Origin of the sequence: Streptococcus marimammalium DSM 18627 (genome assembly GCF_000380045.1) — a bacterium.
Taxonomy (GTDB): domain Bacteria; phylum Bacillota; class Bacilli; order Lactobacillales; family Streptococcaceae; genus Streptococcus; species Streptococcus marimammalium.
Genome location: NZ_KB904359.1, coordinates 26477 through 50949 on the forward strand (window position 1 = coordinate 26477; position 24473 = coordinate 50949).

The 24473-nt window shown below is 32.8% G+C and carries 22 protein-coding genes and 2 pseudogenes; 18 read left to right on the forward strand and 6 right to left on the reverse strand.

Features of this window, described 5'->3' with window-relative positions:
* Window positions 1-87 precede the first annotated feature (87 nt).
* From trpS to A3I1_RS0106370, 3 genes are all read left to right on the forward strand, one after another.
* Window positions 88-1119, forward strand: a complete 1032-nt coding sequence (gene trpS, locus A3I1_RS0106360) for a tryptophan--tRNA ligase (protein ID WP_018370447.1) — start codon at window positions 88-90, stop codon at window positions 1117-1119.
* Between the two features lie 108 nt (window positions 1120-1227).
* Entirely contained in the window at window positions 1228-2709 is a 1482-nt protein-coding gene (gene guaB / locus A3I1_RS0106365; protein WP_018370448.1) for an IMP dehydrogenase, read from the forward strand.
* A 116-nt stretch (window positions 2710-2825) separates the two neighbouring features.
* A complete protein-coding gene (locus A3I1_RS0106370; RefSeq protein ID WP_018370449.1) occupies window positions 2826-3695 on the forward strand; it encodes a GRP family sugar transporter in 870 nt (289 codons plus the stop codon).
* An 11-nt stretch (window positions 3696-3706) separates the two neighbouring features.
* Here the strand turns inward: A3I1_RS0106370 and recF are convergent, their stop codons facing one another.
* Entirely contained in the window at window positions 3707-4810 is a 1104-nt protein-coding gene (gene recF / locus A3I1_RS0106375) for a DNA replication/repair protein RecF (protein WP_018370450.1), read from the reverse strand.
* A gap of 2 nt (window positions 4811-4812) precedes the next feature.
* Window positions 4813-5151: a S4 domain-containing protein YaaA gene (gene yaaA / locus A3I1_RS0106380; RefSeq protein WP_018370451.1), complete on the reverse strand. Its 339-nt coding sequence runs from the start codon at window positions 5149-5151 to the stop codon at window positions 4813-4815.
* A 260-nt stretch (window positions 5152-5411) separates the two neighbouring features.
* On the opposite strand from yaaA, the gene yfmF reads away from it, so the two are divergent.
* From yfmF to A3I1_RS08645, 8 genes are all read left to right on the forward strand, one after another.
* Window positions 5412-6662, forward strand: a complete 1251-nt coding sequence (gene yfmF / locus A3I1_RS0106385) for an EF-P 5-aminopentanol modification-associated protein YfmF (protein WP_026216796.1) — start codon at window positions 5412-5414, stop codon at window positions 6660-6662.
* Window positions 6659-7933 carry an EF-P 5-aminopentanol modification-associated protein YfmH gene (gene yfmH, locus A3I1_RS0106390; protein WP_018370453.1) on the forward strand — a complete coding sequence of 425 codons (1275 nt, stop codon included), beginning with the start codon at window positions 6659-6661 and terminating at the stop codon, window positions 7931-7933. Before yfmF ends, yfmH begins: the two co-directional genes overlap by 4 nt.
* Window positions 7934-7993: 60 nt before the next feature.
* Window positions 7994-9199 (forward strand): helix-turn-helix domain-containing protein, encoded by a 1206-nt coding sequence (locus A3I1_RS08265; RefSeq protein WP_018370454.1) that lies wholly within the window; start codon window positions 7994-7996, stop codon window positions 9197-9199.
* 9 nt (window positions 9200-9208) lie between these two features.
* Window positions 9209-9751 carry a CDP-diacylglycerol--glycerol-3-phosphate 3-phosphatidyltransferase gene (pgsA, locus tag A3I1_RS0106400; RefSeq protein WP_018370455.1) on the forward strand — a complete coding sequence of 181 codons (543 nt, stop codon included), beginning with the start codon at window positions 9209-9211 and terminating at the stop codon, window positions 9749-9751.
* A gap of 2 nt (window positions 9752-9753) precedes the next feature.
* Window positions 9754-10593, forward strand: coding sequence for an energy-coupling factor ABC transporter ATP-binding protein (locus tag A3I1_RS0106405; protein ID WP_018370456.1), 840 nt, complete (start codon window positions 9754-9756; stop codon window positions 10591-10593).
* Window positions 10569-11411, forward strand: a complete 843-nt coding sequence (locus tag A3I1_RS0106410) for an energy-coupling factor transporter ATPase (protein WP_018370457.1) — start codon at window positions 10569-10571, stop codon at window positions 11409-11411. The genes A3I1_RS0106405 and A3I1_RS0106410 overlap by 25 nt, the downstream gene beginning before the upstream one ends.
* Window positions 11404-12201, forward strand: coding sequence for an energy-coupling factor transporter transmembrane component T family protein (locus tag A3I1_RS0106415; protein WP_018370458.1), 798 nt, complete (start codon window positions 11404-11406; stop codon window positions 12199-12201). Before A3I1_RS0106410 ends, A3I1_RS0106415 begins: the two co-directional genes overlap by 8 nt.
* Window positions 12202-12490: 289 nt before the next feature.
* On the forward strand, window positions 12491-13129 hold the full coding sequence (locus tag A3I1_RS08645; protein ID WP_018370459.1) for a transglycosylase SLT domain-containing protein: 639 nt from the start codon (window positions 12491-12493) through the stop codon (window positions 13127-13129).
* 17 nt (window positions 13130-13146) lie between these two features.
* Here the strand turns inward: A3I1_RS08645 and A3I1_RS0106425 are convergent, their stop codons facing one another.
* The 4 genes from A3I1_RS0106425 to sdaAB are packed head-to-tail and all read right to left on the reverse strand — an operon-like array spanning window position 13147 to window position 15925.
* Window positions 13147-13779, reverse strand: coding sequence for an HAD-IA family hydrolase (locus tag A3I1_RS0106425; RefSeq protein ID WP_018370460.1), 633 nt, complete (start codon window positions 13777-13779; stop codon window positions 13147-13149).
* A complete protein-coding gene (locus A3I1_RS0106430; RefSeq protein ID WP_018370461.1) occupies window positions 13760-14365 on the reverse strand; it encodes a histidine phosphatase family protein in 606 nt (201 codons plus the stop codon). Before A3I1_RS0106430 ends, A3I1_RS0106425 begins: the two co-directional genes overlap by 20 nt.
* A 1-nt stretch (window position 14366) precedes the next feature.
* Window positions 14367-15242, reverse strand: a complete 876-nt coding sequence (sdaAA, locus tag A3I1_RS0106435; RefSeq protein ID WP_018370462.1) for an L-serine ammonia-lyase, iron-sulfur-dependent, subunit alpha — start codon at window positions 15240-15242, stop codon at window positions 14367-14369.
* Between the two features lie 11 nt (window positions 15243-15253).
* Window positions 15254-15925, reverse strand: coding sequence for an L-serine ammonia-lyase, iron-sulfur-dependent subunit beta (gene sdaAB / locus A3I1_RS0106440; RefSeq protein WP_018370463.1), 672 nt, complete (start codon window positions 15923-15925; stop codon window positions 15254-15256).
* A 236-nt stretch (window positions 15926-16161) separates the two neighbouring features.
* Between sdaAB and mnmA the strand changes: the two genes are divergently transcribed.
* From mnmA to rpsD, 7 genes and pseudogenes are all read left to right on the forward strand, one after another.
* Window positions 16162-17283, forward strand: a complete 1122-nt coding sequence (gene mnmA / locus A3I1_RS0106445; protein WP_018370464.1) for a tRNA 2-thiouridine(34) synthase MnmA — start codon at window positions 16162-16164, stop codon at window positions 17281-17283.
* A 190-nt stretch (window positions 17284-17473) separates the two neighbouring features.
* The gene (gene mnmG, locus A3I1_RS0106450; protein WP_018370465.1) at window positions 17474-19372 is read left to right on the forward strand and encodes a tRNA uridine-5-carboxymethylaminomethyl(34) synthesis enzyme MnmG; all 1899 of its coding nucleotides are present in this window, start codon (window positions 17474-17476) and stop codon (window positions 19370-19372) included.
* Between the two features lie 77 nt (window positions 19373-19449).
* Window positions 19450-21422, forward strand: a pseudogene (locus A3I1_RS08165) (GGDEF domain-containing protein).
* A gap of 1 nt (window position 21423) precedes the next feature.
* The gene (rplI, locus tag A3I1_RS0106460; RefSeq protein ID WP_018370467.1) at window positions 21424-21876 is read left to right on the forward strand and encodes a 50S ribosomal protein L9; all 453 of its coding nucleotides are present in this window, start codon (window positions 21424-21426) and stop codon (window positions 21874-21876) included.
* 39 nt (window positions 21877-21915) lie between these two features.
* The gene (gene dnaB, locus A3I1_RS0106465) at window positions 21916-23280 is read left to right on the forward strand and encodes a replicative DNA helicase (RefSeq protein WP_018370468.1); all 1365 of its coding nucleotides are present in this window, start codon (window positions 21916-21918) and stop codon (window positions 23278-23280) included.
* Window positions 23281-23291: 11 nt separating this feature from the next.
* Window positions 23292-23570: pseudogene (locus tag A3I1_RS08025) on the forward strand (Veg family protein); the annotation flags it as partial.
* 286 nt (window positions 23571-23856) lie between these two features.
* A complete protein-coding gene (gene rpsD, locus A3I1_RS0106475) occupies window positions 23857-24468 on the forward strand; it encodes a 30S ribosomal protein S4 (RefSeq protein WP_018370470.1) in 612 nt (203 codons plus the stop codon).
* Window positions 24469-24473 lie beyond the last annotated feature (5 nt).

Below are 24473 nucleotides of genomic sequence, written 5' to 3' on the forward strand. Positions count from 1 at the left end.
GAATGACAAAGTCTATTATCCTATTTAAGAGGCACAACGTCAAGATATATGTTATAATTTTATTAAATTATATCAAAGGAGTTTAAAATGGGAAAACCTATTATTCTGACAGGAGACAGACCAACAGGTAAATTGCATGTTGGACATTACGTTGGTAGTGTTAAAAACCGTGTGCTTCTACAAAAGGAAAACAAATATGAGATGTTTATTTTTTTAGCAGATCAACAAGCTCTTACTGATAATGCTAAAAATCCAAAAAAAATTATTGAATCTGTTGGAGAGGTGGCTTTAGATTATTTGGCAGTAGGATTAGACCCTAAAAAATCAACTATTTTTCTTCAAAGTCAAATTCCAGAATTAGCAGAATTAACGGTTTATTATATGAATTTAGTTTCTGTAGCTCGTTTACAAAGAAATCCAACTGTTAAGTCAGAAATTGCACAAAAAGGTTTTGGAGAAAGTATTCCCACAGGTTTTTTCGTTTATCCAATTTCACAAGCTGCTGATATTACTGCTTTTAAGGCAAATCTTGTACCTGCTGGTTCTGACCAAAAACCAATGATTGAACAAACAAGAGAAATTGTTCGTTCTTTCAATCACACCTACAAAACTGATATTTTGGTGGAACCAGAAGGTATGTTTCCAGAAAATGAAGCTGCTGGGCGTTTACCTGGGTTAGATGGTAGTGCTAAAATGTCAAAATCGTTAAATAATGGGATTTACTTAGCTGATGATCCAGATACCCTTAAGAAAAAAATTATGAGCATGTATACCGATCCCAATCATATTCGTGTGGAAGATCCTGGAAAAGTAGAAGGAAACATGGTGTTTCATTATTTAGATGTTTTTGGTCGAAAAGAAGATAAAAGAGAAATTGAACGTATGAAAGAACAATATCAAAAAGGTGGTTTAGGTGATGTAAAAACCAAGCGCTTTCTTTTAGATATAATGGAACAAGAATTAGCACCAATAAGAAATAGACGTCTCGAATTTGCTAAAGATATGGGTGAAGTTTATCGTATGTTGGAAAAAGGCAGTGAACAAGCACGTGAAAAAGCAGCACAAACCTTATCTGAAGTCAAGTCAGCTATGGGAATTAATTATTTTAATAAGTTGTAAATAAGATTATTTTTTTGAGCTTAAAGTCATTGACAAATTATCTTAGCATGATATGATAGTAACAATCCATTTTAAGTATTATCACATTAAGAAAAGAGGAGTTGAACCATGTCAAATTGGGAAAAGAAATTTTTAAAAAAAGGGTACACTTTTGATGATGTTTTATTAATTCCAGCAGAAAGCCATGTGTTGCCAAACGAAGTTAGTATGAAAACAACACTTGCCCCCAATTTAACATTGAACATTCCTATCATTACAGCTGCAATGGATACTGTTACTGAAAGTCAAATGGCTATTGCAGTAGCACGTGCAGGTGGCTTGGGTGTTATTCATAAAAATATGAGTATTGAGCAACAAGCAGAAGAAATTAGAAAAGTAAAACGTTCAGAAAACGGTGTTATTATTGATCCATTCTTTTTAACTCCAGAGCATACCATTGCTGAAGCAGATGAATTGATGGGAAGATACCGTATTAGTGGGGTTCCTATTGTTGAAACCTTAGAAAATCGTAAACTAGTTGGCATTTTAACCAATCGTGATTTGCGCTTTATTTCAAACTTTAATCAGCCTATTTCTAATCACATGACCAGTGAAAATCTTGTGGTCGCTCCAATTGGAACAGACTTAGAAACAGCTGAGAAAATTCTTCAAGAACATCGAATAGAAAAATTACCACTTGTTGATGACAATGGTTGTCTATCTGGTTTAATAACTATTAAAGATATTGAAAAAGTGATAGAATTTCCAAATGCTGCAAAAGACGAATTTGGTCGTTTATTGGTAGCTGGTGCGGTTGGTGTCACTTCTGATACCTTTGAAAGAGCAGAAGCTTTATTTGAAAAAGGAGCAGATGCGATTGTTATTGATACTGCACATGGTCACTCTGCAGGTGTTCTTAGAAAAATTGCAGAAATTAGAAAATATTTTCCAGATAAAACCTTAATTGCGGGAAATATCGCTACTGCAGAAGGAGCACGTGCATTATTTGAAGCAGGTGTTGATGTAGTTAAAGTTGGGATTGGACCAGGTTCAATTTGCACTACTCGTGTTGTTGCTGGTGTCGGTGTTCCACAAATTACTGCTATCTATGATGCTGCTAATGTTGCTAGAGAATATGGGAAAACGATTATTGCTGATGGTGGTATCAAGTATTCAGGTGATATCGTTAAAGCTTTAGCTGCTGGTGGAGATGCTGTTATGTTAGGGTCACTATTTGCTGGGACAGATGAAGCACCTGGAGAAACAGAGATTTTCCAAGGTCGTAAATTTAAAACTTACCGAGGCATGGGAAGTATTGCAGCGATGAAAAAAGGTTCTAGTGATCGTTATTTCCAAGGAGCTGTTAATGAAGCTAATAAGCTTGTTCCAGAAGGCATTGAAGGTCGTGTTGCTTATAAAGGTGCAGCATCTGATATCATTTTCCAAATGTTAGGTGGTGTTAAGTCTGGTATGGGTTATGTAGGTGCAGCTAACTTGACAGACTTACACGAAAAAGCGCAATTCATTGAGATGACCGGTGCAGGCTTAATTGAAAGTCATCCTCATGATGTTCAAATCACTAATGAAGCACCAAATTATTCTGTTAAGTAAGATAAATTTAAGACACCGTTGCCATAGATGACAACGGTGTTTCTTAACATTAGTAATAAGTCTACACATATGTAAATGAAATTTACATATGTGTAAACAAAATGTAAAGGAGAAGAATGGAAGGAATATTATTCGCCCTCGTTCCTATGTTTGCTTGGGGAAGTATTGGTTTTGTTAGCAATAAAATTGGGGGGACAGCAAATCAACAAACATTTGGAATGACAATTGGTTCTCTGTTTTTTGGAATAGTTGTTTATTTAATAGCAAGGCCTCAACTATCCATTCAACTGTGGGTATTTGGGATAATAGGTGGCATTCTTTGGTCATTAGGTCAAAATAGACAATTTACAGCAATGAAACATATGGGTGTTTCTGTTGCTAATCCATTGTCAAGTGGTAGTCAACTTGTTTTTGGAAGTTTAATTGGTGCCTTTATCTTTCATGAATGGACAACTAGTATTCATTTTTCGTTAGGTAGCGTGGCTTTACTTTTTCTAGTGATTGGTTTTTACTTTTTAAGCAAAATTGATCCTATTAGAAAAGAAAAAGAAAATGAACTAACCAATTTTAATAAAGGGTTCATTGCTCTTACTTTTTCAACATTTGGTTACCTTTCTTACACTATTTTATTTAATAATATTATGATTTTTGATGTTTTATCAGTCATTTTACCTATGGCAGTTGGAATGATTATTGGATCTAGTTATTTTCTAAAATTTCAGTTAGATTTTTCACCTGTAGTTTTGAAAAACTCCTTGGTTGGTATTTTATGGGGATTTGGTAATGTTTTTATGTTGTTAGCCGCTTCTTCTGCTGGTTTAGCTATCGCTTTTAGTTTTTCTCAATTAGGTGCTATTATTTCAATTATTGGTGGTATAATTTTTCTTGGTGAAAAGAAAACTCAAAAAGAGACAAAGTGGGTTCTTACTGGCGTATTTTGTTTTTTAGTTGGAGCCATTTTATTAGGAGTTGTCAAGTCATATTAAAAAGCGGTTCATCAATGAACTGCTTTTTTTTGTTTAATTTTTCCGTTTTCAATATGGAATAGTTGAATATCATCTGGAACTTGATGGAGGTGATTTAAACTTGTTGTAGTGATAAATGTTTGAACATTTTTATGAATGTTTTCTAATAGCTTAAGTTGTCGATGATTGTCAAGTTCACTCATAACATCATCTAAAAGTAATATTGGATAATCATTTATTGTTTCTTTAACAAGGTCTATTTCTGCTAACTTTAAAGATAATATAAGGCTTCGATGTTGGCCTTGACTACCAAAGTTGGCACCTATATTGTTAATCGAAAACATAACATCGTCTCTGTGAGGTCCAATACCAGTATACTTTTTAAATAAATCTTTATCGAGTTGTTCTTTTAATTGTTTACGAAAGGCTTCTTCAACTGAATTTTCATGTGTAAACTTGACAGAAGGTTGATATGATATTGCTAATTGTTCTTGTTGATTTGAGATTTGCAAATGATGTTGCTTGGCTTTGCTTGACAACTTTTCAATAAATTTTAGTCGTTGACGGATAACTTGACTTCCATAAGTTATCAATTGTTCATCAAGAACACTTAAAAAGACAGGATCAATTTTAGTCGCTGTTTTGAGGTAACTATTGCGTTGTTTTAAGATGTGATTGTAATTTGACAAGTCAGTTAAGTAAAGCGGTTTAATTTGTCCAAGGTCTATATCAATAAATTTTCTTCTTAGAGTTGGTGAACCTTTAATGAGTTGTAAATCTTCAGGTGCAAATAAAATGACAGGAAGATGACCAATATAATCAGATAATTTTGATTGTTTTAGATGATTAACTTTTGTAATTCGTCCCTTATCTGATAAGATAATGTCAAGTTTTAATTTACCATGCAAACGATTAACATTACCTGAAACATTTAAATGATTCTGTGAGAATGCAATTAATTCTTTATCTGATTTGGTTCGATGACTTCTTGTTAGTGAAAGAAAATAGATAGCTTCAATGAGATTCGTCTTACCTTGTGCATTTTTACCTATAAAAATGTTAAGATGATGTGAAAATTTTAGGTTAGTGTTAGTATAATTTCGAAAATTTAGAAGTTTCAATGATTCAAGTTGCATGATTAAGTTCCTGGAAAACGAATAGCAGTTTTCGTTTTTTGATTATCTTTATTAAGTTTTTTAATTTTTTTTGCAATACATTCTTTTTCAATTAGATTTCTTTGATGTTCTTTTATTTCATCATTGTTAGGCATTGAGATTGAAATACTAATATTAATATCAGGAATTTCTACTAAATCACCTTTATAAATTTTTTTACCACGGCGATTCTCTTTGTTACCATTTAATAAAACTGTATGTTGAGCTAAAAAATGTTTAATGGCTCCTCCGGTTTGAATAATACCTTGTTCTTTTAATAAAGACTGTAAAGTAATGTAGTCATCAAATAATTTATAATCCATGTTTTCACCTTTCTAATAAATTATTATAGCACAAAAGAATGGAAAACAGACTTTTCTCGTTTTTAATTGAAACTATTTTATTAGCTATTTAAAAATTGTCAACATGTTTACAGTTGTGTTAATTATAATTATACCAGCAATACTATTTTAATAATTTTCAATACTAGTGTTATGGGATTAATGATACTGATTTTACTAATGCTAATATTGTTATAAAGTGTTATAATGAGTATTAATCAATGACTTTTAAAGGAAAAAACATGAAAATAACAGATGGTGTGACATTACATATTATTAAAACTAATCAATTTAAAACTAACCACCTGACCTTTCGTTTTTCAAGCCAATTAAATAAGAAAAACATGGCCAGTCGTTTTCTGGTTTCTAAAATGATTGAAACTGCTAATTCAAATTTTCCTAATACTACAAAGATAAGAGAAAAGCTGGCAGATTTATACGGAGCCACTCTTAGCACATCTGTTTTGACAAAGGGATTGATTCACATTGTTGATATCGATATTACTTTTTTGCCTGATTGTTATTTACTATCTAAAGACTCTATTCTTGAAGAGATTATTCAATTTTTATCCCAATTATTATTTGAACCCCTAATTTCTCTAGAACAATATGAATTAAAGACCTTCGAAGTGGTCAAACAAAATGCTATTCGTCAGTTAGAATTTGATTTGGAGGATCCATTTTATTATAGTGAGTTAGCACTCGATACTCTTTTTTTTGAGAGAGAAGAATTGAAGCTTCCTTATACTGGTTCAAAAGAAATGTTAGAAAAAGAGAATGCCTACACTTCCTATCAAGAATTTAAAAGAATGCTTACTGGTGATAGCATTGATATCTTTTTACTTGGCAGTTTTGATGATGCAAAAGTAATCGATTTATTTACTCAATTTCCTTTTAAAAGTAGACATAACGAAGCTTCTTTTTATCATGATCAAAAGATTTCAAATATTACTAATAAAAAAATTGAAGAAAAAAGCACTAACCAATCTATATTACAAATTGGTTATTCTTTTTCAAAACTAAAAAATCTCAAAGATTACTCGTCTCTACTTCTTTTAAATAGCATGCTAGGAGCTTTTTCACATTCAAATTTATTTACTGAAATCAGACAAAAAGAGGGATTGACGTACAGTATAGGTAGTGAAATAGATCCTTTTTTAGGAGCTTTATATATTTTTGCGGCAATTGATAGTCATCAAAGAAATAAAGTGATGACACTGATTAATCGTCAGTTAAATTTAATAAAATTAGGTAGATTTTCAACGGCTTTTTTAAATCAAACTAAGGAATTTTTAATTACTCAAAGAAAAATTATAAGAGACAATCCCAAAATGCTAATCGAAGAACGTTACAATCAAATTTTACCAGTAACTTACCAAAACATGTCAACGTTTATTGACAGCATTAACAGCATTCGTAAACGGGATGTTTTGGAAATTTCTAGCACAATAAAACTAAAATCAGTTTATTTTATGAGAGGAACTTTACCATGAGTGATTTAAAAAAAATAACTTATAGCAATATTGATGAAAATATTTTCTTCTCAAAACTTTCAAGTGGTTTACACTTATATTTGGTACCTAAAAACGGTTTTCAAGAAGTTTATGCTATGATGAGTTGTAATTTTGGTTCAATTGACAATCACTTTACAATCAATGGTAAGAAAAAATCAGTTCCTTTTGGAATAGCTCATTTTATAGAACATCAACTTTTTGATAAGGGGAGTCAAGGTGATATAGCTCAACAATTTTCTAAATTAGGTTCTGAAAGCAATGCTTTTACTAGCTTTGAAAAAACATACTATTATTTTTCAGGTAGTAATAATCTTTTAGCTTCACTTGAAATGTTGTTAACACTTGTTAGTAATCATGAGTTTACAGAAGAGTCAATTAAAAAAGAAAAAGATATTATTAAAAAAGAAATAAATCTTTATCAAGATGATCCTGACAACCGTCTTTACGAAGGGGTTTTAAAAAATATGTACCCTAAAACTTCGTTAGCAGAAGATATTGTTGGGACAAACCTTAGCATTGAAAAAATTACTGTAAAGCATCTTCAAGATTGTTTTTCATTTTTTTATCAACCATCTAATTTACAGTTGATTGTTATAGGTGATTTTGATATTAATGAGGTTTACAACAGTATATCAACAGTTCAAAATGAGTGGATAGCTGATAAAAAGACAATTATTGACAAATCACCTCTTTTTTTACACCCAATAATTAAAAAAAGGTCTATCATGATGCCGATTTCTATTTCCAAACTAGCAATTGGCTTAAGAAGAAATTTTTCTAATAAGATTTTTTCAATGAAAGAAAAAATACAAATTGATTTATTTTTTTCTCTTTTGTTTGGTTGGACTTCTCGTGATTATCAAAAATGGTACGATAAAGGAATGATAGATGATTCTTTTGCTGTTGAAATTACCTTGTCTAATCGTTATCAATTTATTGTTATTTCGCTTGATACTAATCATCCAATAGCTATGTCTAGCCATATTAAAAAAACATTAAAAAATATTTCCACTAAACATAATTTTACAAGTCAACAGCTTGAGTTGCTAAAAAAAGAAAGATATGGTGAGTTTATGAGAGGTTTAGATACATTGGATAATCTTGCTCATCAACTATTAGAAGTGGATGATCATTCTTACTTTGATTATCCTAATGTTTTAATGTCAATTACTTTAAATGAAGTTATTAAAGCTGGAAAAGAATTTTTAAATCAATCTGAATTGACAGAATTTATGATATTCCCAAAATAGTTAAAAATATTGATTTTAATTTGATATAATAGAAATATTAGAGAAAGGTTGGAATAAATTATGATGCAAAAAAGTATAGGAGATCTTTTAACAGAAGCGCGTGTTAAAAAAGGATTACAATTGGTTGATATTGCTAAAGATTTGGATATCGATGCTCAATATTTATTAATTATGGAATTGGGCCAATTTAGCTTAATCCCATCAGATCGCTTAGAAGAGTATTTAACACGTTATGCTACTGCTGTTAATTTGGATGGCAAATCATTATTAAATAAATATTACAATAAAGAAGTAATTGATGACACTATTCCTGAATTGCTTACAGAAGAACTCTTAGAGACCGAAAGTGATGATACAAGTAGTGACGACACTTCTGATACATTAGAAGAAGAAAACAGTGTTTCTGATGCCGTTGAAAGTGAAGCTGTATATACTATTTTTAGAGATAGTCTTAATAATAAGGCTCAAAATAATCACAATCAGCTAAATAATCATGTGGAAAAAAACAATCCTCTTGAGGAAATGATAACACCTTTGCTTGTTGAAGAAGAACCCTCTACTCCTTTAATTGAAGAAGATTCCTTTGAAGAGGATACATTAAGCAATCAAGATACAATGATTGCTCCTGCTGTGTTTTCAGAAACATCAGATAATGAAATAAAAAACAAAATTCCTTCAAAAACAAGCAGAAAATATCGTTCTAAAAATAAGCGAGAAGAAAAACGAACAAGTTCTTTCTTGCCCATCATCTTATTAAGTCTTTTGGCTGTTGGAATTGTTGTTTTTATTGGTTATTTTGTTATTAATCAAGTTCGCATTCCATTTATAAGTACTGATAATAATCCCTCAAGTAGTGTTTCTGAAACAAGTTCTAGCGAGACAACTGCAACAAATGAACAAGTAACGACAACAGAAGCTAGCAACGAACCAATAAATAACTCTACTCAAACAAACTTAGTCGTAACTGGCGGAGGAGATTCATTAAGTGTTAATGTTAAAAATGGCACAAGACCTGTTGAGGTGGTAATTTCGTTAGATGATGTTGAGAGTAGTTGGGTTTCTCTCACTAATTCATCGTTAGATGAAGGTGGTATTTTACTTGATGATCAAAATACTAGCTATACTGCAATTTTAACAGAAGGCACTACTTCTGCTGAATTAACTCTTGGAGTTAGTCGAGGGGTTAATGTTACTGTTAATGGCGAACAGCTTGATACTTCTCTTTTAGAAGGAAGCCCAAGTTATATTACTTTTACGATTGAATAAGAGGAAAAAATGATTAAGAAAGAAAACCTCCCAAATCTATTAACACTAGCACGCATTTTCGTAATTCCTTTGTTTGTAGTGTTAGCAAGCTTTCCAACCAGTATTTTATCACATAGGATTGCCGCTGTTATCTTTACCTTAGCCAGTCTAACTGATTATTTTGATGGCTACTTGGCGAGAAAATGGAAGGTTGTAACAAACTTTGGGAAATTTGCTGATCCTATGGCTGATAAAATCTTAGTTATGAGTGCCTTTATTATGCTAGTGGGCTTGCAATTAGTACCTGCATGGATAGCCGCTGTCATTATATGTCGAGAATTAGCAGTGACAGGATTACGTTTGCTATTAATCGAAAATGGAGGTAGTGTTTTAGCCGCTGCGCTTCCAGGTAAAATTAAAACAGCTACGCAAATGCTGGCAGTTATCTTTTTATTAAGTCATTTTGTAATTTTGGGAACAATATTTTTATATATTTCTCTTATATTTACCATATATTCAGGATACGATTATTTTAAAGGAGCAAGTTTCCTATTTAAGGATACGTTTAAATAAAAATGACTAATATTATTGAAGTTAAAAATGTGACATTTAGATATGATAAAGAACAAGAAAATCTAACACTAAATAATGTTTCGTTTCACGTGAAACATGGCGAATGGCTCTCAATTATTGGCCATAATGGAAGTGGTAAATCAACGATGGTTAGATTGATTGATGGCTTATTAGAAGCTGATTCTGGTGATATTTTTGTGTTGAATCAAAAAATAACAGAAGGCAATATTTGGGATATTAGACAAAAAATAGGAATGGTCTTTCAAAATCCTGACAATCAATTTGTTGGTTCCACTGTAGAAGATGATGTTGCTTTTTCACTTGAAAACAAAGGTATTTGTCACGATGAAATGAAAAAACGTGTGGAAGAAGCTCTTTATTTAGTCGGCATGAGTGAATTTAAAACTAAAGAGCCAGCTAGGTTATCTGGGGGTCAAAAACAACGTGTAGCCATTGCAGGTGCGGTTGCTATGAGGCCAGAAATTATTATTTTAGATGAAGCAACTAGTATGTTAGACCCAAAAGGTCGTCTAGAGTTAATCAAAACAATCAAAAATATCCGAGATCAATATGGTGTAACGGTTATTTCAATTACTCACGATCTAGATGAAGTTGCTCTAAGTGACCGTGTCCTTGTGATGAAACAAGGACAGGTAGAGTCGACAGCCACACCAAGAGAATTATTTGCTAGAGGAGAAGATTTATTAACGCTTGGATTAGATATTCCTTTTACTTCTTCTCTTGTTAACGCCTTAACATTAGAAGGGTTCAACTGTCAAGATGCTTATTATACAGAAAAGGAGCTAGAAGACTGCTTATGGGAATCACTCTCCAAAATGTGAATTTTACTTATCAAGAAGGTACCCCTTTTGAAGGAAGGGCTCTTTTTGATATTAATTTAACTATTGAAAATAAACAATTTACAGCTGTTATTGGGCATACGGGTAGTGGTAAATCAACTATTATGCAACTACTAAATGGTTTACATGTGCCAAGTGAGGGTGTAGTTTTTGTTGATGATACGATAATATCACCAGATTCTAAGACAAAGGATATTAAGTCTGTTAGAAAAAGAGTTGGCCTCGTTTTTCAATTTCCAGAAAGTCAGCTTTTTGAAGAAACTGTTTTAAAAGATGTTGCTTTTGGTCCACAAAATTTTGAAATTTCAAAAGAAAAGGCTGAGGAGATTGCTAAAGAAAAGTTAAAACTGGTGGGTCTTTCTGAAGATTTGTTCGAAAAAAATCCGTTTGAATTATCAGGTGGACAAATGAGACGTGTTGCTATAGCGGGTATTTTGGCCATGGAACCTAATGTTCTTGTGTTAGATGAACCGACCGCAGGTCTGGATCCAAAGGGACGACGTGAATTAATGACCTTGTTTAAACAATTATATGAATCTGGAATATCAATTGTTTTAGTAACTCACTTAATGGATGATGTTGCTAATTTTGCTGATTATGTTTATGTACTACAAGAAGGAAAAATTGTTTTAAAAGGGAAGCCAACAGATGTTTTTCAGCAAGTAGATTTTCTAGAAAATATTCAATTAGGAGTACCAAAAATCACCAAATTTGCCAAAAATTTAATGAAAAAAGGCCTTAAACTTGAGAAGCTACCAATCACAATAGAAGAATTTGTGGAGGCAGTTACAAATGGATAAACTTATTTTAGGGCGTTACATTCCTGGAAATTCAATTGTTCACCAACTAGATCCAAGAAGTAAACTATTAGCAATGCTTATTTTTATCTCAATTATTTTTTTTGCAAATAATGTAATTACTAATGTCATTCTTTTTAGTTTTACATTAGTGGCTATTTTGCTATCAAAAGTCAATATAGGATTTTTCATTAGAGGTGTAAAGCCAATGATTGGACTTATCTTATTTACCACTTTTTTCCAAATGTTTTTTATTAAAGGTGGAAATATTATTTTTGAATTAGGTTTTCTAAAAATTTCAGACTATAGTTTAGGCCAAGCTGCAATGATTTTTGTAAGGTTTGTTTTAATCATCTTTTTCTCAACTCTATTAACTTTAACAACAACACCTCTAAGTTTATCAGATGCTGTTGAATCTTTATTGACACCATTAAAGCCTTTTAAAGTACCAGTTCATGAAATTGGTTTGATGCTATCTTTAAGCTTAAGATTTGTTCCAACCTTAATGGATGATACAACAAGAATTATGAATGCTCAAAGAGCGAGAGGTGTAGATTTTGGTGAAGGAAATATCATTCAAAAAGTAAAATCCATTGTTCCTATTTTAATCCCATTATTTGCTTCAAGTTTAAAGAGAGCAGACGCCTTGGCAACTGCTATGGAGTCAAGAGGATATCAAGGTGGTGAAGGAAGAACAAAATATCGTCTTCTACACTGGCATTTAAAGGACACACTATTGATAATTACTTTACTAGGATTGACATTAGTACTTTTTTTATTAAAATCAACTTAAATTAATGCTTAAAATTATTGACACAATTTGACATAGTTGACAATTTCTTTAAAATAGAATATGATAAATTATGAATGAAAAACTTTTAAAAAGTTATTTTATAAACATTTAGAATAATCTAAATTAGATTAATTAATGTTATTGTCAATAAAGTAAACTGTAAACTTTAGACTTTTATTCATAATTTTTTGGAAACCTTTTTTTAATCAAATTGTAACATTAAAAAGGTAAGATAAGATGTATTCTAAAAAAGGAGACAAACTTCGTGTATAGAAGAAGTAAAATAAATATGTTGGAACGTAGAAAAAAAATACTACAAATGATTGTGGTTGTCATAACTCTTAGTTTGACAACTATATTTACAAGTAGACCTGTAAACACTGATTCCTATTTGGTTAAAACAGAAGTAAAAAAAGAAAAACTTTTATCTATTAGTGATTTTAAAAGTAAGAAGTCAAAGCAGACTTTGACTTCTAAAGCAAAGATTAAGAAGACTATTGAAACGACAATGACAACAATTGAAACAACAGAAGAAACTACTCAGTTTTCAAATGTTGAAGAACCTCAAGTCATTACAGAACCTTCTACAACGATTGTTGTAGAACAAACTGTTAGCGCTCAACCAGTTCAAGAAACGGCGCCAGCTACTACTTACCCAGTTGTTTTGGCTAATGGTAATACAGCAGGAGAGATTGGCTCACAAGCAGCAGCTCAAATGTCAGCGGCAACTGGTGTTCCTCAGCAAACTTGGGAATATATTATAGCTCGTGAATCAAATGGTGATCCAACAGCAGCCAATCCATCTGGTGCGTCAGGATTATTTCAAACAATGCCGGGCTGGGGATCAACTGCAACTGTTGATCAACAAATTCAAACAGCAATCAAGGTATACAATACCCAAGGCTTATCCGCTTGGGGTATGCAATAAGAAAAAAACACTTGAAATTAATTTTTCAAGTGTTTTTTAATATCTCCTGGTTCATGACAAATAATGTCAGCTCCTTTGTCTATAAGGTCTTTTTCTTTTCCAAATCCCCAAGTAACACCAAGTGTTGTAATATTGTTCTTCTTTCCACCAATCATATCATATATAGTATCTCCGACAATGATGGTTGTTTTCTTATCTAGAGAATGTTTCTTAATAGCAAAGTCAATAACATCGGCCTTATGATAACGTTTAGGTAATGCCCCGTAAATCCCTGTAAAGTACTCTTTTATATGGAGGTTTTCTAACATGAGGTTAGCCATTGGTTCGTTTTTACTTGTTGTAACATAAATAGGATGAGAAGACTTTTTTAAATCATTTAAAAGTGTAAAAATACCACTGTAAAGTTCAGTTTCATAGACCCCTTTTTCATTATAGTACTCTCGAAATGTTTTGACTGCCTTGTCAATATCCTTTTTTTCAGTATAAAACTTTGTAAAGGTAGTTTCCAGAGGTGGTCCAATATATTCAAGTAGTTGATTGTTAGAATGAGCAGGTAAATTAAGTTTTTCAATAGTGTATTTAAAGGCATTAAGAATACCTTTACTTGAGTTGGCAAGCGTCCCATCTAAGTCAAATAATAGGGTAGTCATAAACATCTCCTGTAAATAAGTTGTAAATTTTAATTGACAGACATGATTTGTCCTTGAAAATAAATTCAGCGACAAAAGGCATTAAAGATTTAATCTGTTCAAAGCTGTGATAGGTAAAGTTTTTTGAATAATGATGGATAAGGGTTGAAATAGCTGTTCCATGAGAACCAACGACGATAGTATTTCCTTTTTCTTTTTTTAAAAGTTTTTCAAGACCAATGAGCATTCGTCTTGTTACGTTGTTTAAAGATTCTCCGTTATGAAGCTTATAATTGAAATCCTGCCACTGTCTCCTACTAAATTGATTGAAATCTTCTATCCAGGTATCATCAATTTTTCTTTCTCGGAAAAGTGTTTCTGTGATGATAGTCATTTGTTGCTGGTTAGCAAAGTTTTCAATTGTTTCTATGGCACGCTTATAAGGACTTGAATAGATATTATGAATCACTTTATCTTTTAAAAACATTGTAACAAGTTTACTGTCATGTAAATCTTTTGTTGTCAGTTCACGAAGACGATCATCGTGGTTATCAAAGTTTGGTTGAGCATGCCTTACCAAGTAAATGGTGGTCATTTGTTCTTTCATGTTAAAAATCTCCAAAAATTTGCTCTGCATAGTGAAGACCAGTTGGTGTTGTAGCAAGCCCACCTTCTGATGTTTCTCTATGAGCAACAGGCATGCTAGCTCCAACTTGATACATAGCATCAATGACTTCATCAACTGGAATTTTAGAGGTAATTCCAGCAAGAGCCATATCTGCACAAACCAAAGCTAATGTTGCACCCATTGCATTTCTTTTCACACAGGGAACCTCTACTAATCCAGCAACTGGATCACAAATTAAACCTAATAAATTTTTAATGACAAAAGCTGTTGCTTGACTGGCTTGTAAAGGTGTTCCTCCTGCTGCCATTACTAATGCTGCCGCTCCCATTGCTGAGGCAGATCCTACTTCTGCTTGACATCCTCCTTCTGCTCCAGAAATTGAAGCATTGTTAGCAATGACAAGACCTATTGCACCTGCTGTAAAGAGAAAATCTAATTGTTCTTTTTCCCCTAGTTTTAATTTGTCAATGGCTGTTGTTAAAACGGCAGGTAAACAACCTGCGCTTCCTGCTGTAGGCGTGGCACAAACAAGTCCCATTTTCGCATTTTGTTCATTTACAGCAATTGCATTTCTAGCGGCTGATAAGACAAAATGGCCAGAGAGAGTCTTTCTTTTTTTGAGATAATTATCTAATTTTAAAGCATCTCCTCCTGTTAAACCACTAATTGATTTACTATCATTTAGTCCATCAATGACTGAATTTTTCATGACATTCAAATTCTTTGACATAATAGTCAGGATTTCAGTACGGCTTCTGCCAGTTAATTCTTCTTCTGTAGCAATCATTAACTCAGCTATACTACCATGATATTGTTCTGTTGCCTGTTCAACAAGTTCAGCAATACTATAAAACATCCAAAAACCTCCTAGGCAAAATAATTAATATTATAGATATGTGATACTTTTTGAATAGCCTTGACAGCATCTTGACAATCTCTTGAGTCAATTTCAATAATCATAATGGCTTTTGCTCCAGCTTTTTCTCTGGTCACATTCATTTGTGCAATGTTAATATTATAGTGAGATAAAATATCTGTGACTCGTGCTATCATCCCAGGGACATCTTTATGAACAATAATTAGTGTTGGTGTGTTCATAGTTAAAGAAACCGAAAAACCATTTAATTCAGTCACTTCAATATTTCCGCCACCGATAGAAACGCCAGTAATGCTCATTTCTTTCGATTTTTTCTTGACAACAATCTTGACAGTGTTTGGATGAGGGACATTACTATCTTTTAAAATATTCCAATAAATTTTAATTCCTTTTTGATGAGCTATTTCAAGAGAGTTTTTAATATCTGGATTGTCAGTGTCCATCCCTAAAATGCCAGCAACTAAGGCCATATCAGTGCCATGCCCTTTATAAGTTTTAGCAAAAGAGTGATAGAGATGAAAGGTAATTTCTGTAGGTTCTTCACCAAAGATAGAACCAACGACACGTCCAATTCGAACCGCTCCAGCAGTATGACTACTTGAAGGACCAATCATAACAGGACCAATAATATCAAAAACAGATTGAAATTTTAATGCTTTCATATTTTCTCCTCTAAAATGAGTTACATTATATTATACCAAAGATAAGACATTTAGAGTGTTTATTTTTTAATAGATTGTTAAAAATACGTAAAGCAAGTTTTTGACATCTTCCTAAATAGTGCTATAATAATGTTTACCTGTTTAACAGGATTTAAAATCGACCTTCAAATCGTTTTTTAAATATTACAGAAAATGGACCTTCAAATCCGTATTTCTAGGAAAAGATGGGAGAAAAGATGGTAGATAACTCTAAAACTCGTGTCATTGTCGGGATGAGTGGAGGTGTTGATTCATCAGTCACTGCTTTGCTTTTAAAAGAGCAAGGGTATGATGTTATCGGAGTCTTCATGAAAAATTGGGACGATACGGATGAATTTGGTGTTTGTACAGCAACAGAAGACTATAAAGATGTTGCCGCTGTTGCAGATCAAATTGGAATTCCTTATTACTCAGTAAATTTTGAAAAAGAGTATTGGGATCGTGTTTTTGAATATTTTTTGGCTGAATATAGGGCTGGTAGAACACCAAATCCTGATGTCATGTGTAATAAAGAAATAAAATTTAAAGCATTTCTAGATTATGCAATGGACTTGGGTGCAGATTATGTTGCAACTGGTCACTATGCACAAGTTGCCAGAGATGAAGATGGCCACGTTCATATGTTGAGAGGTATTGATAACGGTAAGGATCAAACTTATTTCTTAAGCCAATTATCACAAGAACAATTGCAAAAAACAATGTTTCCTCTAGGTCACCTTGAGAAAAAACAAGTCCGTGAATTAGCTGAACAAGCACATCTTGCTACAGCTAAAAAGAAAGATTCAACTGGTATTTGTTTTATTGGGGAGAAAAATTTTAAAACCTTTCTAAGCCAATACCTACCTGCTCAAAAAGGAAGAATGATGACAGTTGATGGCCGTGATATGGGTGAACATGCTGGCTTAATGTACTATACAATAGGCCAAAGAGGTGGTCTAGGTATTGGTGGGCAACAAGGTGGTGACAACAAACCTTGGTTTGTTGTTGGTAAAGATATTTCAAAAAATATTTTATATGTAGGACAAGGTTTTTACCATGAGTCATTAATGTCAACTAGTCTTGAAGCAACTAGTGTTCATTTTACAAGGACTATGCCCTCTGAGTTTACAATAGAGTGCACAGCAAAGTTTCGTTATCGTCAACCTGATTCTAAAGTAATTGTCCATGTGAAAGAAGATAGAGCTGAGGTGGTTTTTGAATCACCACAAAGGGCAGTTACACCAGGACAAGCAGTTGTTTTTTATGATGGAGATGAATGTCTTGGTGGAGGAATTATTGATAAAGTTTATAAAAACGATGAACTTTGTCAATATATTTAGAAACTTTACAATGTTGTCAACGATGTTGCTTGTTTGTGTAAAGGGAACATTGATAGCTCTTGTTGACAATTTTTAAGATTTTGATAAAATAACAGTAACAATAACTATGATGGTCAAAGCTCATGGATGTTGTAAGCTTTTTTGCTTACACTTTCAAAGCTTTGATCATTTTTTATTTTGAGAGGATAATATGACACATCATTTTGTAGAAAAATATGACATTATAGTAATAGGAGCAGGACATGCTGGTGTTGAAGCAGCGCTCGCTTCTAGTAGGATGGGCTGTAATACCTTATTAGCAACGATAAGTATTGATATGTTAGCATTTATGCCTTGTAATCCTTCTATTGGTGGTTCTGCTAAAGGGATTGTTGTCAGAGAAATTGATGCCCTTGGTGGAGAGATGGCTAAGAATATCGATAAGAGTTATATTCAGATGAAAATGTTAAACACTGGAAAAGGCCCTGCGGTTAGAGCTCTGAGAGCACAGGCTGATAAAGCTCTTTATTCTAAAAATATGAGACAAACAGTTGAAAAACAAGAGAATTTAATACTTCGCCAAACAGTGATTGATGAAATTTTGGTGGAAGAAGGAAAAGTTGTTGGTGTTAAAACAGCTACTAAACAAGCCTATTCAGCAAAAGCTGTGGTTGTAACAACAGGGACTGCTCTTAGGGGAGAAATTATTATTGGTGATCTTAAATATTCTTCTGGTCCAAATAATAGTCTCGCTTCAGTTAAATTAGCTGATAATTTACGAAAACTAGGATTAGAAATTGACCGATTTAAAACAGGGACACCACCTAGAGTAAAAGCAGACTCAATTAATTATGATAAAACAGAGATACAACCTGGCGATGGTACACCAAATCATTTTTCTTTTCTTTCTAAAGATGAAGACTATCTTAAAGAACAAATTCCATGTTGGTTAACCTATACTAACAAAGAGAGTCATGAGATTATTAATAATAATCTTCATCGTGCACCCTTATTCTCAGGCATGGTTAAAGGTGTTGGGCCAAGATATTGTCCATCTATTGAGGATAAGATTGTTCGTTTTTCAGATAAGGATCGTCATCAACTTTTTTTGGAGCCTGAAGGTCGAGACACTGAAGAAGTTTATGTACAAGGACTGTCAACTAGTTTACCTGAAGATGTTCAAAAGGATTTACTTCAATCAATTGCTGGGCTTGAAAATGCTGAATTAATGAGAACAGGTTATGCTATTGAATATGATATTATCCCACCTCATCAACTGCGAGCAACCTTGGAAACTAAGAAAATTTCAGGTTTATTTACAGCAGGTCAAATAAATGGAACTAGCGGCTACGAAGAAGCTGCTGGACAAGGGCTTATCGCTGGAATTAATGCTGTTTTGAAAATACAAAATAAGCCAGAATTTATCTTAAAACGTAGTGATGGCTATATTGGTGTTATGATTGATGATCTTGTTACGAAAGGAACCTTAGAACCATATCGTCTTCTAACAAGTCGAGCCGAATATCGTTTGATTTTAAGACATGATAATGCTGACATGAGACTAACTGAGTTAGGACACTCAATTGGATTAGTGGACGACGAACGCTATAGAGAATTTTTAAATAAAAAAAATAAGATTGACAAAGAGTTGACAAGACTTGACAGCGTTAAATTAAAGCCTGTTTCAAAAACAAATGAAAAGATTGTTTCATTAGGGTTTAAACCTTTAACTGATGCCTTGACAGCAAAAGAATTTATGCGTCGTCCCGAAGTTGATTATGATGTTATTACTCAATTTATTGGTTCTGGAGATGTTAACTTAGATGACAAGGAAATTGATTTTATAGAAACTGAAATTAAGTATGAAGGATATATCAAGAAAGCTTTAGATCAGGTTGACAAGATGAAACGAATGGAAGAAAAGCGCATTCCAAAAAATATGGATTGGGATGTACTTGATTCTATTGCAACCGAAGCACGTCAAAAATTTAAGAAAATTAATCCTGAAACTCTTGGTCAAGCAAGTAGAATCTCAGGGGTTAATCCATCAGATATTAGTATTTTGATGGTTTATTTAGAAGGAAAAAATAGATCTACTAAAAAATGTTAACCTACCTAGGATAAACAAAGATATGTCTATATTTTAAAGTACTTTTATGCTATAATGATGTATTAAGAGGTTTAAATATGAAAAGATTTCGATTAACAAATACTCACTTTATCATTATTGGTTTACTTTTATTAGCATTGATTACAATATCTGTTAGTTTTTTAACATCTAAATTTATGCTTTTTTTAGCATTTTTTCTAATAATGTCATTTGTTGTTGCTTTGTTTATCTACCAAAAAAGAACCTATGAATTATCTGAAACGGAACAAATTGGTCTTTTAAATAATCAAACGGAAATTAGTTTAAAAAATTTATTAGATCAAATGCCAGTTGGTGTTGTAAAATTTAACCAAACTACACGTGCTATTGATTGGTATAATCCTTATGCAGAATTAGTTTTTACTGATGCATCTGGAAAATTGATGATAAAATTATTAAAAATACGATTAGAGAAAAAGAAAATGGATCAATTGATCAGTCAATTATGATTGATGAAAAGCGTTATTTTTTTAATGTTGATTTAGAAGAAGGTGTTTTCTACTTTTTTGATAACGTTTCTTCTATTTCTCATAATAATGAGATGCCCTCAACGAGTCCAGTTATTGGAATAATTTCTATCGATAATTACGATGACATAACCAATAATTTACAGGATGCAGAAGTTTCTCAAGTTAATACTTTTATTGCAAATTTTATTACAGAATTTGCAGAATCGAGACATATTTTTTATCGTCGTTTTGATATGGATCGCTTCTATTTCTTTACGGACTATAGCATTTTATCAAAATTGATTAGCTCGCAATTCGATATTCTTGGAAAATTTAAAGTTGCTGCAAAAGAGAAAGAATTATCTTTAACAATTAGCATGGGAATTTCTTATGGTGACCAAAATTATTATGATATTGGTAACGTTGCTCAAAAAAACTTGAATATGGCTCTTGTTAGGGGTGGGGACCAAGTTGTTATTAGAGAAAATGGTGAGCATAAAGAATTCCTCTATTTTGGTGGTGGTAGTGTTTCAACTGTTAAAAGAACAAGAACACGTACAAGAGCAATGATGACAGCAATCTCAGATAAAATTAAAACGGTAGATTCTGTTTTTGTTGTTGGCCATCGTAATCTTGATATGGATGCCTTAGGAGCATCAATTGGGATGCAATTTTTTGCAAGCAATATTATTGATGATGCTTTTGCGGTCTATGATGATAAGAATATGAATCCAGACATCAAAAGGGCTGTAACAAGTTTACAAAAAGATAGTATGTTGCCACTGATTACTATAGAACAAGCTGAAAAGCTTGTAACTAAAAATTCTATATTAATCATGGTAGATCATTCTAAAACAAACTTAACTCTTTCAAAAGAGCTATATGACAAATTTTCTGAGGTCATTGTTGTTGACCACCATAGACGTAATGAAGATTTTCCAGAAAATGCTGTTTTATCCTTCATTGAAAGTGGGGCTAGTAGTGCCTGTGAGTTGGTGACAGAACTTATTCAATTTCAAAATGCTCGTAAAAAACAATTGAACAAAACTCAGGCTAGTATTTTAATGGCAGGGATAATGCAAGATACTAAAAACTTTTCAAATAGAGTGACTAGTAGAACTTTTGATGTGGCAAGTTATCTTGTAACATTAGGTAGTGATAGTTTTGAAATTCAAACAATTGCGGCGACAGAATTTGATGAATATAGACAGATTAATGAGTTAATTTTGGCTGGGGAACTCTTTAAACGAGATATTATAATTGCTTGTGGAGATGAAAATAAATTTTATTCCAATGTGATTGCCAGCAAGGCAGCTGACACAATGCTTGCGATGGCAGGGATTGAGGCTACTTTTGTTATTTCTAAGAATCCTAAAGGTCATACTACAATTTCATCAAGAAGTCGTAATAAGATAAATGTTCAAAAAATTATGGAAGAAATGGGTGGTGGAGGTCATTTTAATGTTGCTGCTTGCCAAAAAGAAGAACAGACCATTAAAGAAGTCTATCAATTATTAATTGAAAAAATAAATAAAGACAGAAGTCATCGAGAGGAGTACTAAGATGAAAGTTATATTTTTAGAAGATGTTAAAGGTAAAGGGAAAAAAGGCGAAATTAAAGAAGTTCCAACAGGATATGCTCAAAATTTTTTATTTAAAAAAAATCTTGCAAAAGAAGCAACTTCTCAAGCTATTAGCGAATTAAAGGGAAAACAAAAATCAGAAGCTAAACACCAAGCAGAAATCCTTGAGGCAGCTCAACAACTAAAAGAAATTTTGGATAAAAAAGAAACATTAATTATTTTTGAAGAACACGTGGGTCCAGATGGAAGAACCTTTGGCTCTATCACAAGCAAAAAAATTGCTGAGGAGTTGGAAGTACAATTTGGTTTAAAGGTTGACAAGCGCCATATTCAATTAGACCATCCAATTAGAGCCATTGGCCTGATTGAAGTACCTGTTAAACTCCATAAAGAAGTAGTTGGTCAAATAAAAGTACATGTCAAGGAACTGTAAATAAAATTGACATTATTGTAAACTAGGAGGTACCATGTTTTGACAGATGCTCAAGAATTGAGAATTCAGCCACAAGATGTAGTCGCCGAACAATCTGTCTTAGGCTCAATATTTTTATCCCCAGATAAATTAATTGTTGTTAGGGAGTATATTGAACCAGAAGATTTCTACAAATATTCTCATCGTATTATTTTTAAGGCGATGATTAGTCTTGGTGATAAGAATGATGCTATTGATGCAACAACGGTTAGAAATATTTTGGATAGTCAAGGTGATTTACAAAATATTGGAGGAATTTCCTATCTAGTTGAACTGGTTAATAGTGTTCCAACAAGTGCAAATGCTGAGTATTATGCTAAGATTGTTTCAGAAAAATCTCTTTTAAGAAATCTTATAAATCGCTTAACAGACACTGTTAATAAAGCATATGATGGCGCCTTTCTTTCAGAGGATTTGATTGCAAAAGCTGAACAGGACTTAATTGCTGTTAATGAACATAATCATCATAATGGTTTTCGCAAGATATTTGATATTTTAAAAACAAACTATGAAAATTTAGAAAGCCGATCTCAACAATCTTCTGATGTAACAGGTCTTGCTACTGGCTTTACTTACCTTGATAAAGTTACAACAGGATTTCATCCAGATCAATTGATTATTTTAGCAGCTAGGCCAGGTGTGGGAAAAACAGCTTTTGCTCTGAATATTGCACAAAACATTGGAACCAAGCAGAAAAAAGCAGTTGCTATATTCTCACTGGAGATGGGTGCTGAAAGTTTGGTTGATAGAATGCTTGCCTCAGAAGGAATGGTTGACTCTCATCATTTAAGAACGGGTCAATTAACTGATCAAGAGTGGCAAAGTTTAACCCTTGCTCAAGGAAATCTGGCAGAAGCACCAATATATATTGATGACACACCTGGTATAAAAATGTCTGAGATACGAGCTCGGTCACGAAAATTATCTAAAGAGGTAGATGGCAATCTTGGACTTATTGTCATAGACTATCTACAGTTGATTTCTGGTTCTAAATCAGAAAATAGGCAACAAGAAGTTTCTGAAATTTCACGCCAACTTAAGATTTTAGCTAAGGAATTAAGAGTGCCAGTTCTAGCTTTGAGTCAGCTTTCTCGTGGAGTTGAACAACGTCAGGACAAGCGTCCAATTTTATCAGATATCAGAGAATCAGGCTCTATTGAACAAGATGCTGATATTGTTGCGTTTTTATATCGTGATGATTATTATAGTCGTGATAATAAGGAAAATGAAGATGACAAGATTGTTGATAATACTGTTGAAGTTATTCTAGAAAAAAACCGTAGTGGTGCGCGTGGTACTGTTAAACTAATGTTTCAAAAAGAATACAATAAGTTTTCAAGTATAGCCCAGTTTGATGAGAAATAGGAGAGTGCTAAATGAGTGATGCATTTACTGATGTTGCAAAAATGAAAAAAATTAAAGAAGATATTAAGGCACATGAAGGGAAAATGGTTGAATTAACCCTAGAAAATGGTCGTAAAAGAGAAAAAAATAAGCAAGGACGTTTAATTGAAGTGTATTCTTCTTTATTTATCGTTGAATATAATGATCGCCCGCAAGATGATGATTCTTTGGAGAACTCTTATGTTGAATCCTACACTTATTCAGATATTTTAACAGAAAAAACACTTATCCGTTACCTTGAAGATGACAATGAAAGTACTTGTGATATGAAAGAAGAAAATAGCGAGCAAGACTCCCAAGAAATGTCGTTAGAAACTCAAGAATAAAGATATTTTCAGCAAGCTTAGGGTTTACAACTCTAGGCTTTTATGATATACTATCCTTTGTGTGAAATAGCAGCAGAAAAATATGAAGCTCGTCAACAGGTGGTTAGCTAAAAAGTAACCTTTGCTGTTTAGGCGAAAACTATCTGCACGAATCAGAATTTTTCAAGCATCTATTTCCTCATATTTTAAATAAATAGAGGAGGACATTTTTATGTCACGTTATACAGGACCATCTTGGAAACAAGCGCGTCGTTTAGGACTATCACTTACAGGTACAGGTAAAGAGCTTGCTCGCCGTAATTATGTACCAGGTCAACATGGACCAAACAACCGTAGCAAATTATCTGAATACGGTTTGCAATTGGCAGAAAAACAAAAACTTCGTTTTACTTATGGCTTAGGCGAAAGACAATTCCGTACACTCTTTGTGAAAGCAACAAAAATTGCTGATGGAACTTCAGGTTTTAACTTTATGCTTCTTTTAGAACGTCGTTTGGATAATGTTGTTTACCGTCTTGGTTTAGCAACAACTCGTCGTCAAGCACGTCAATTTGTTAACCATGGGCATATCCTTGTTGATGGTAAACGTGTTGATATTCCAAGCTACAGCGTAGAAGTTGGACAAGTGATTTCAGTTCGTGAAAAATCACAAAAAGTTCCAGCAATTCTTGAAGCTGTTGAAGCAACTCTTGGACGTCCAGCATTTGTATCATTTGATGCAGAAAAATTAGAAGGGTCATTAGCTCGCCTTCCAGAACGCGATGAAATTAACCCAGAAATTAACGAAGCACTTATCGTTGAATACTACAACAAACAATTGTAATATAT

Coding starts and splice junctions, on each gene's coding strand:
- trpS (WP_018370447.1), top strand. CDS start 88: ATGGGAAAACCTATTATTCTGACAGGAGACAGACCAACAGGTAAATTG.
- guaB (WP_018370448.1), top strand. CDS start 1,228: ATGTCAAATTGGGAAAAGAAATTTTTAAAAAAAGGGTACACTTTTGAT.
- A3I1_RS0106370 (WP_018370449.1), top strand. CDS start 2,826: ATGGAAGGAATATTATTCGCCCTCGTTCCTATGTTTGCTTGGGGAAGT.
- recF (WP_018370450.1), bottom strand. CDS start 4,810: ATGCAACTTGAATCATTGAAACTTCTAAATTTTCGAAATTATACTAAC.
- yaaA (WP_018370451.1), bottom strand. CDS start 5,151: ATGGATTATAAATTATTTGATGACTACATTACTTTACAGTCTTTATTA.
- yfmF (WP_026216796.1), top strand. CDS start 5,412: ATGAAAATAACAGATGGTGTGACATTACATATTATTAAAACTAATCAA.
- yfmH (WP_018370453.1), top strand. CDS start 6,659: ATGAGTGATTTAAAAAAAATAACTTATAGCAATATTGATGAAAATATT.
- A3I1_RS08265 (WP_018370454.1), top strand. CDS start 7,994: ATGATGCAAAAAAGTATAGGAGATCTTTTAACAGAAGCGCGTGTTAAA.
- pgsA (WP_018370455.1), top strand. CDS start 9,209: ATGATTAAGAAAGAAAACCTCCCAAATCTATTAACACTAGCACGCATT.
- A3I1_RS0106405 (WP_018370456.1), top strand. CDS start 9,754: ATGACTAATATTATTGAAGTTAAAAATGTGACATTTAGATATGATAAA.
- A3I1_RS0106410 (WP_018370457.1), top strand. CDS start 10,569: ATGGGAATCACTCTCCAAAATGTGAATTTTACTTATCAAGAAGGTACC.
- A3I1_RS0106415 (WP_018370458.1), top strand. CDS start 11,404: ATGGATAAACTTATTTTAGGGCGTTACATTCCTGGAAATTCAATTGTT.
- A3I1_RS08645 (WP_018370459.1), top strand. CDS start 12,491: ATGTTGGAACGTAGAAAAAAAATACTACAAATGATTGTGGTTGTCATA.
- A3I1_RS0106425 (WP_018370460.1), bottom strand. CDS start 13,779: ATGACTACCCTATTATTTGACTTAGATGGGACGCTTGCCAACTCAAGT.
- A3I1_RS0106430 (WP_018370461.1), bottom strand. CDS start 14,365: ATGAAAGAACAAATGACCACCATTTACTTGGTAAGGCATGCTCAACCA.
- sdaAA (WP_018370462.1), bottom strand. CDS start 15,242: ATGTTTTATAGTATTGCTGAACTTGTTGAACAGGCAACAGAACAATAT.
- sdaAB (WP_018370463.1), bottom strand. CDS start 15,925: ATGAAAGCATTAAAATTTCAATCTGTTTTTGATATTATTGGTCCTGTT.
- mnmA (WP_018370464.1), top strand. CDS start 16,162: ATGGTAGATAACTCTAAAACTCGTGTCATTGTCGGGATGAGTGGAGGT.
- mnmG (WP_018370465.1), top strand. CDS start 17,474: ATGACACATCATTTTGTAGAAAAATATGACATTATAGTAATAGGAGCA.
- rplI (WP_018370467.1), top strand. CDS start 21,424: ATGAAAGTTATATTTTTAGAAGATGTTAAAGGTAAAGGGAAAAAAGGC.
- rpsD (WP_018370470.1), top strand. CDS start 23,857: ATGTCACGTTATACAGGACCATCTTGGAAACAAGCGCGTCGTTTAGGA.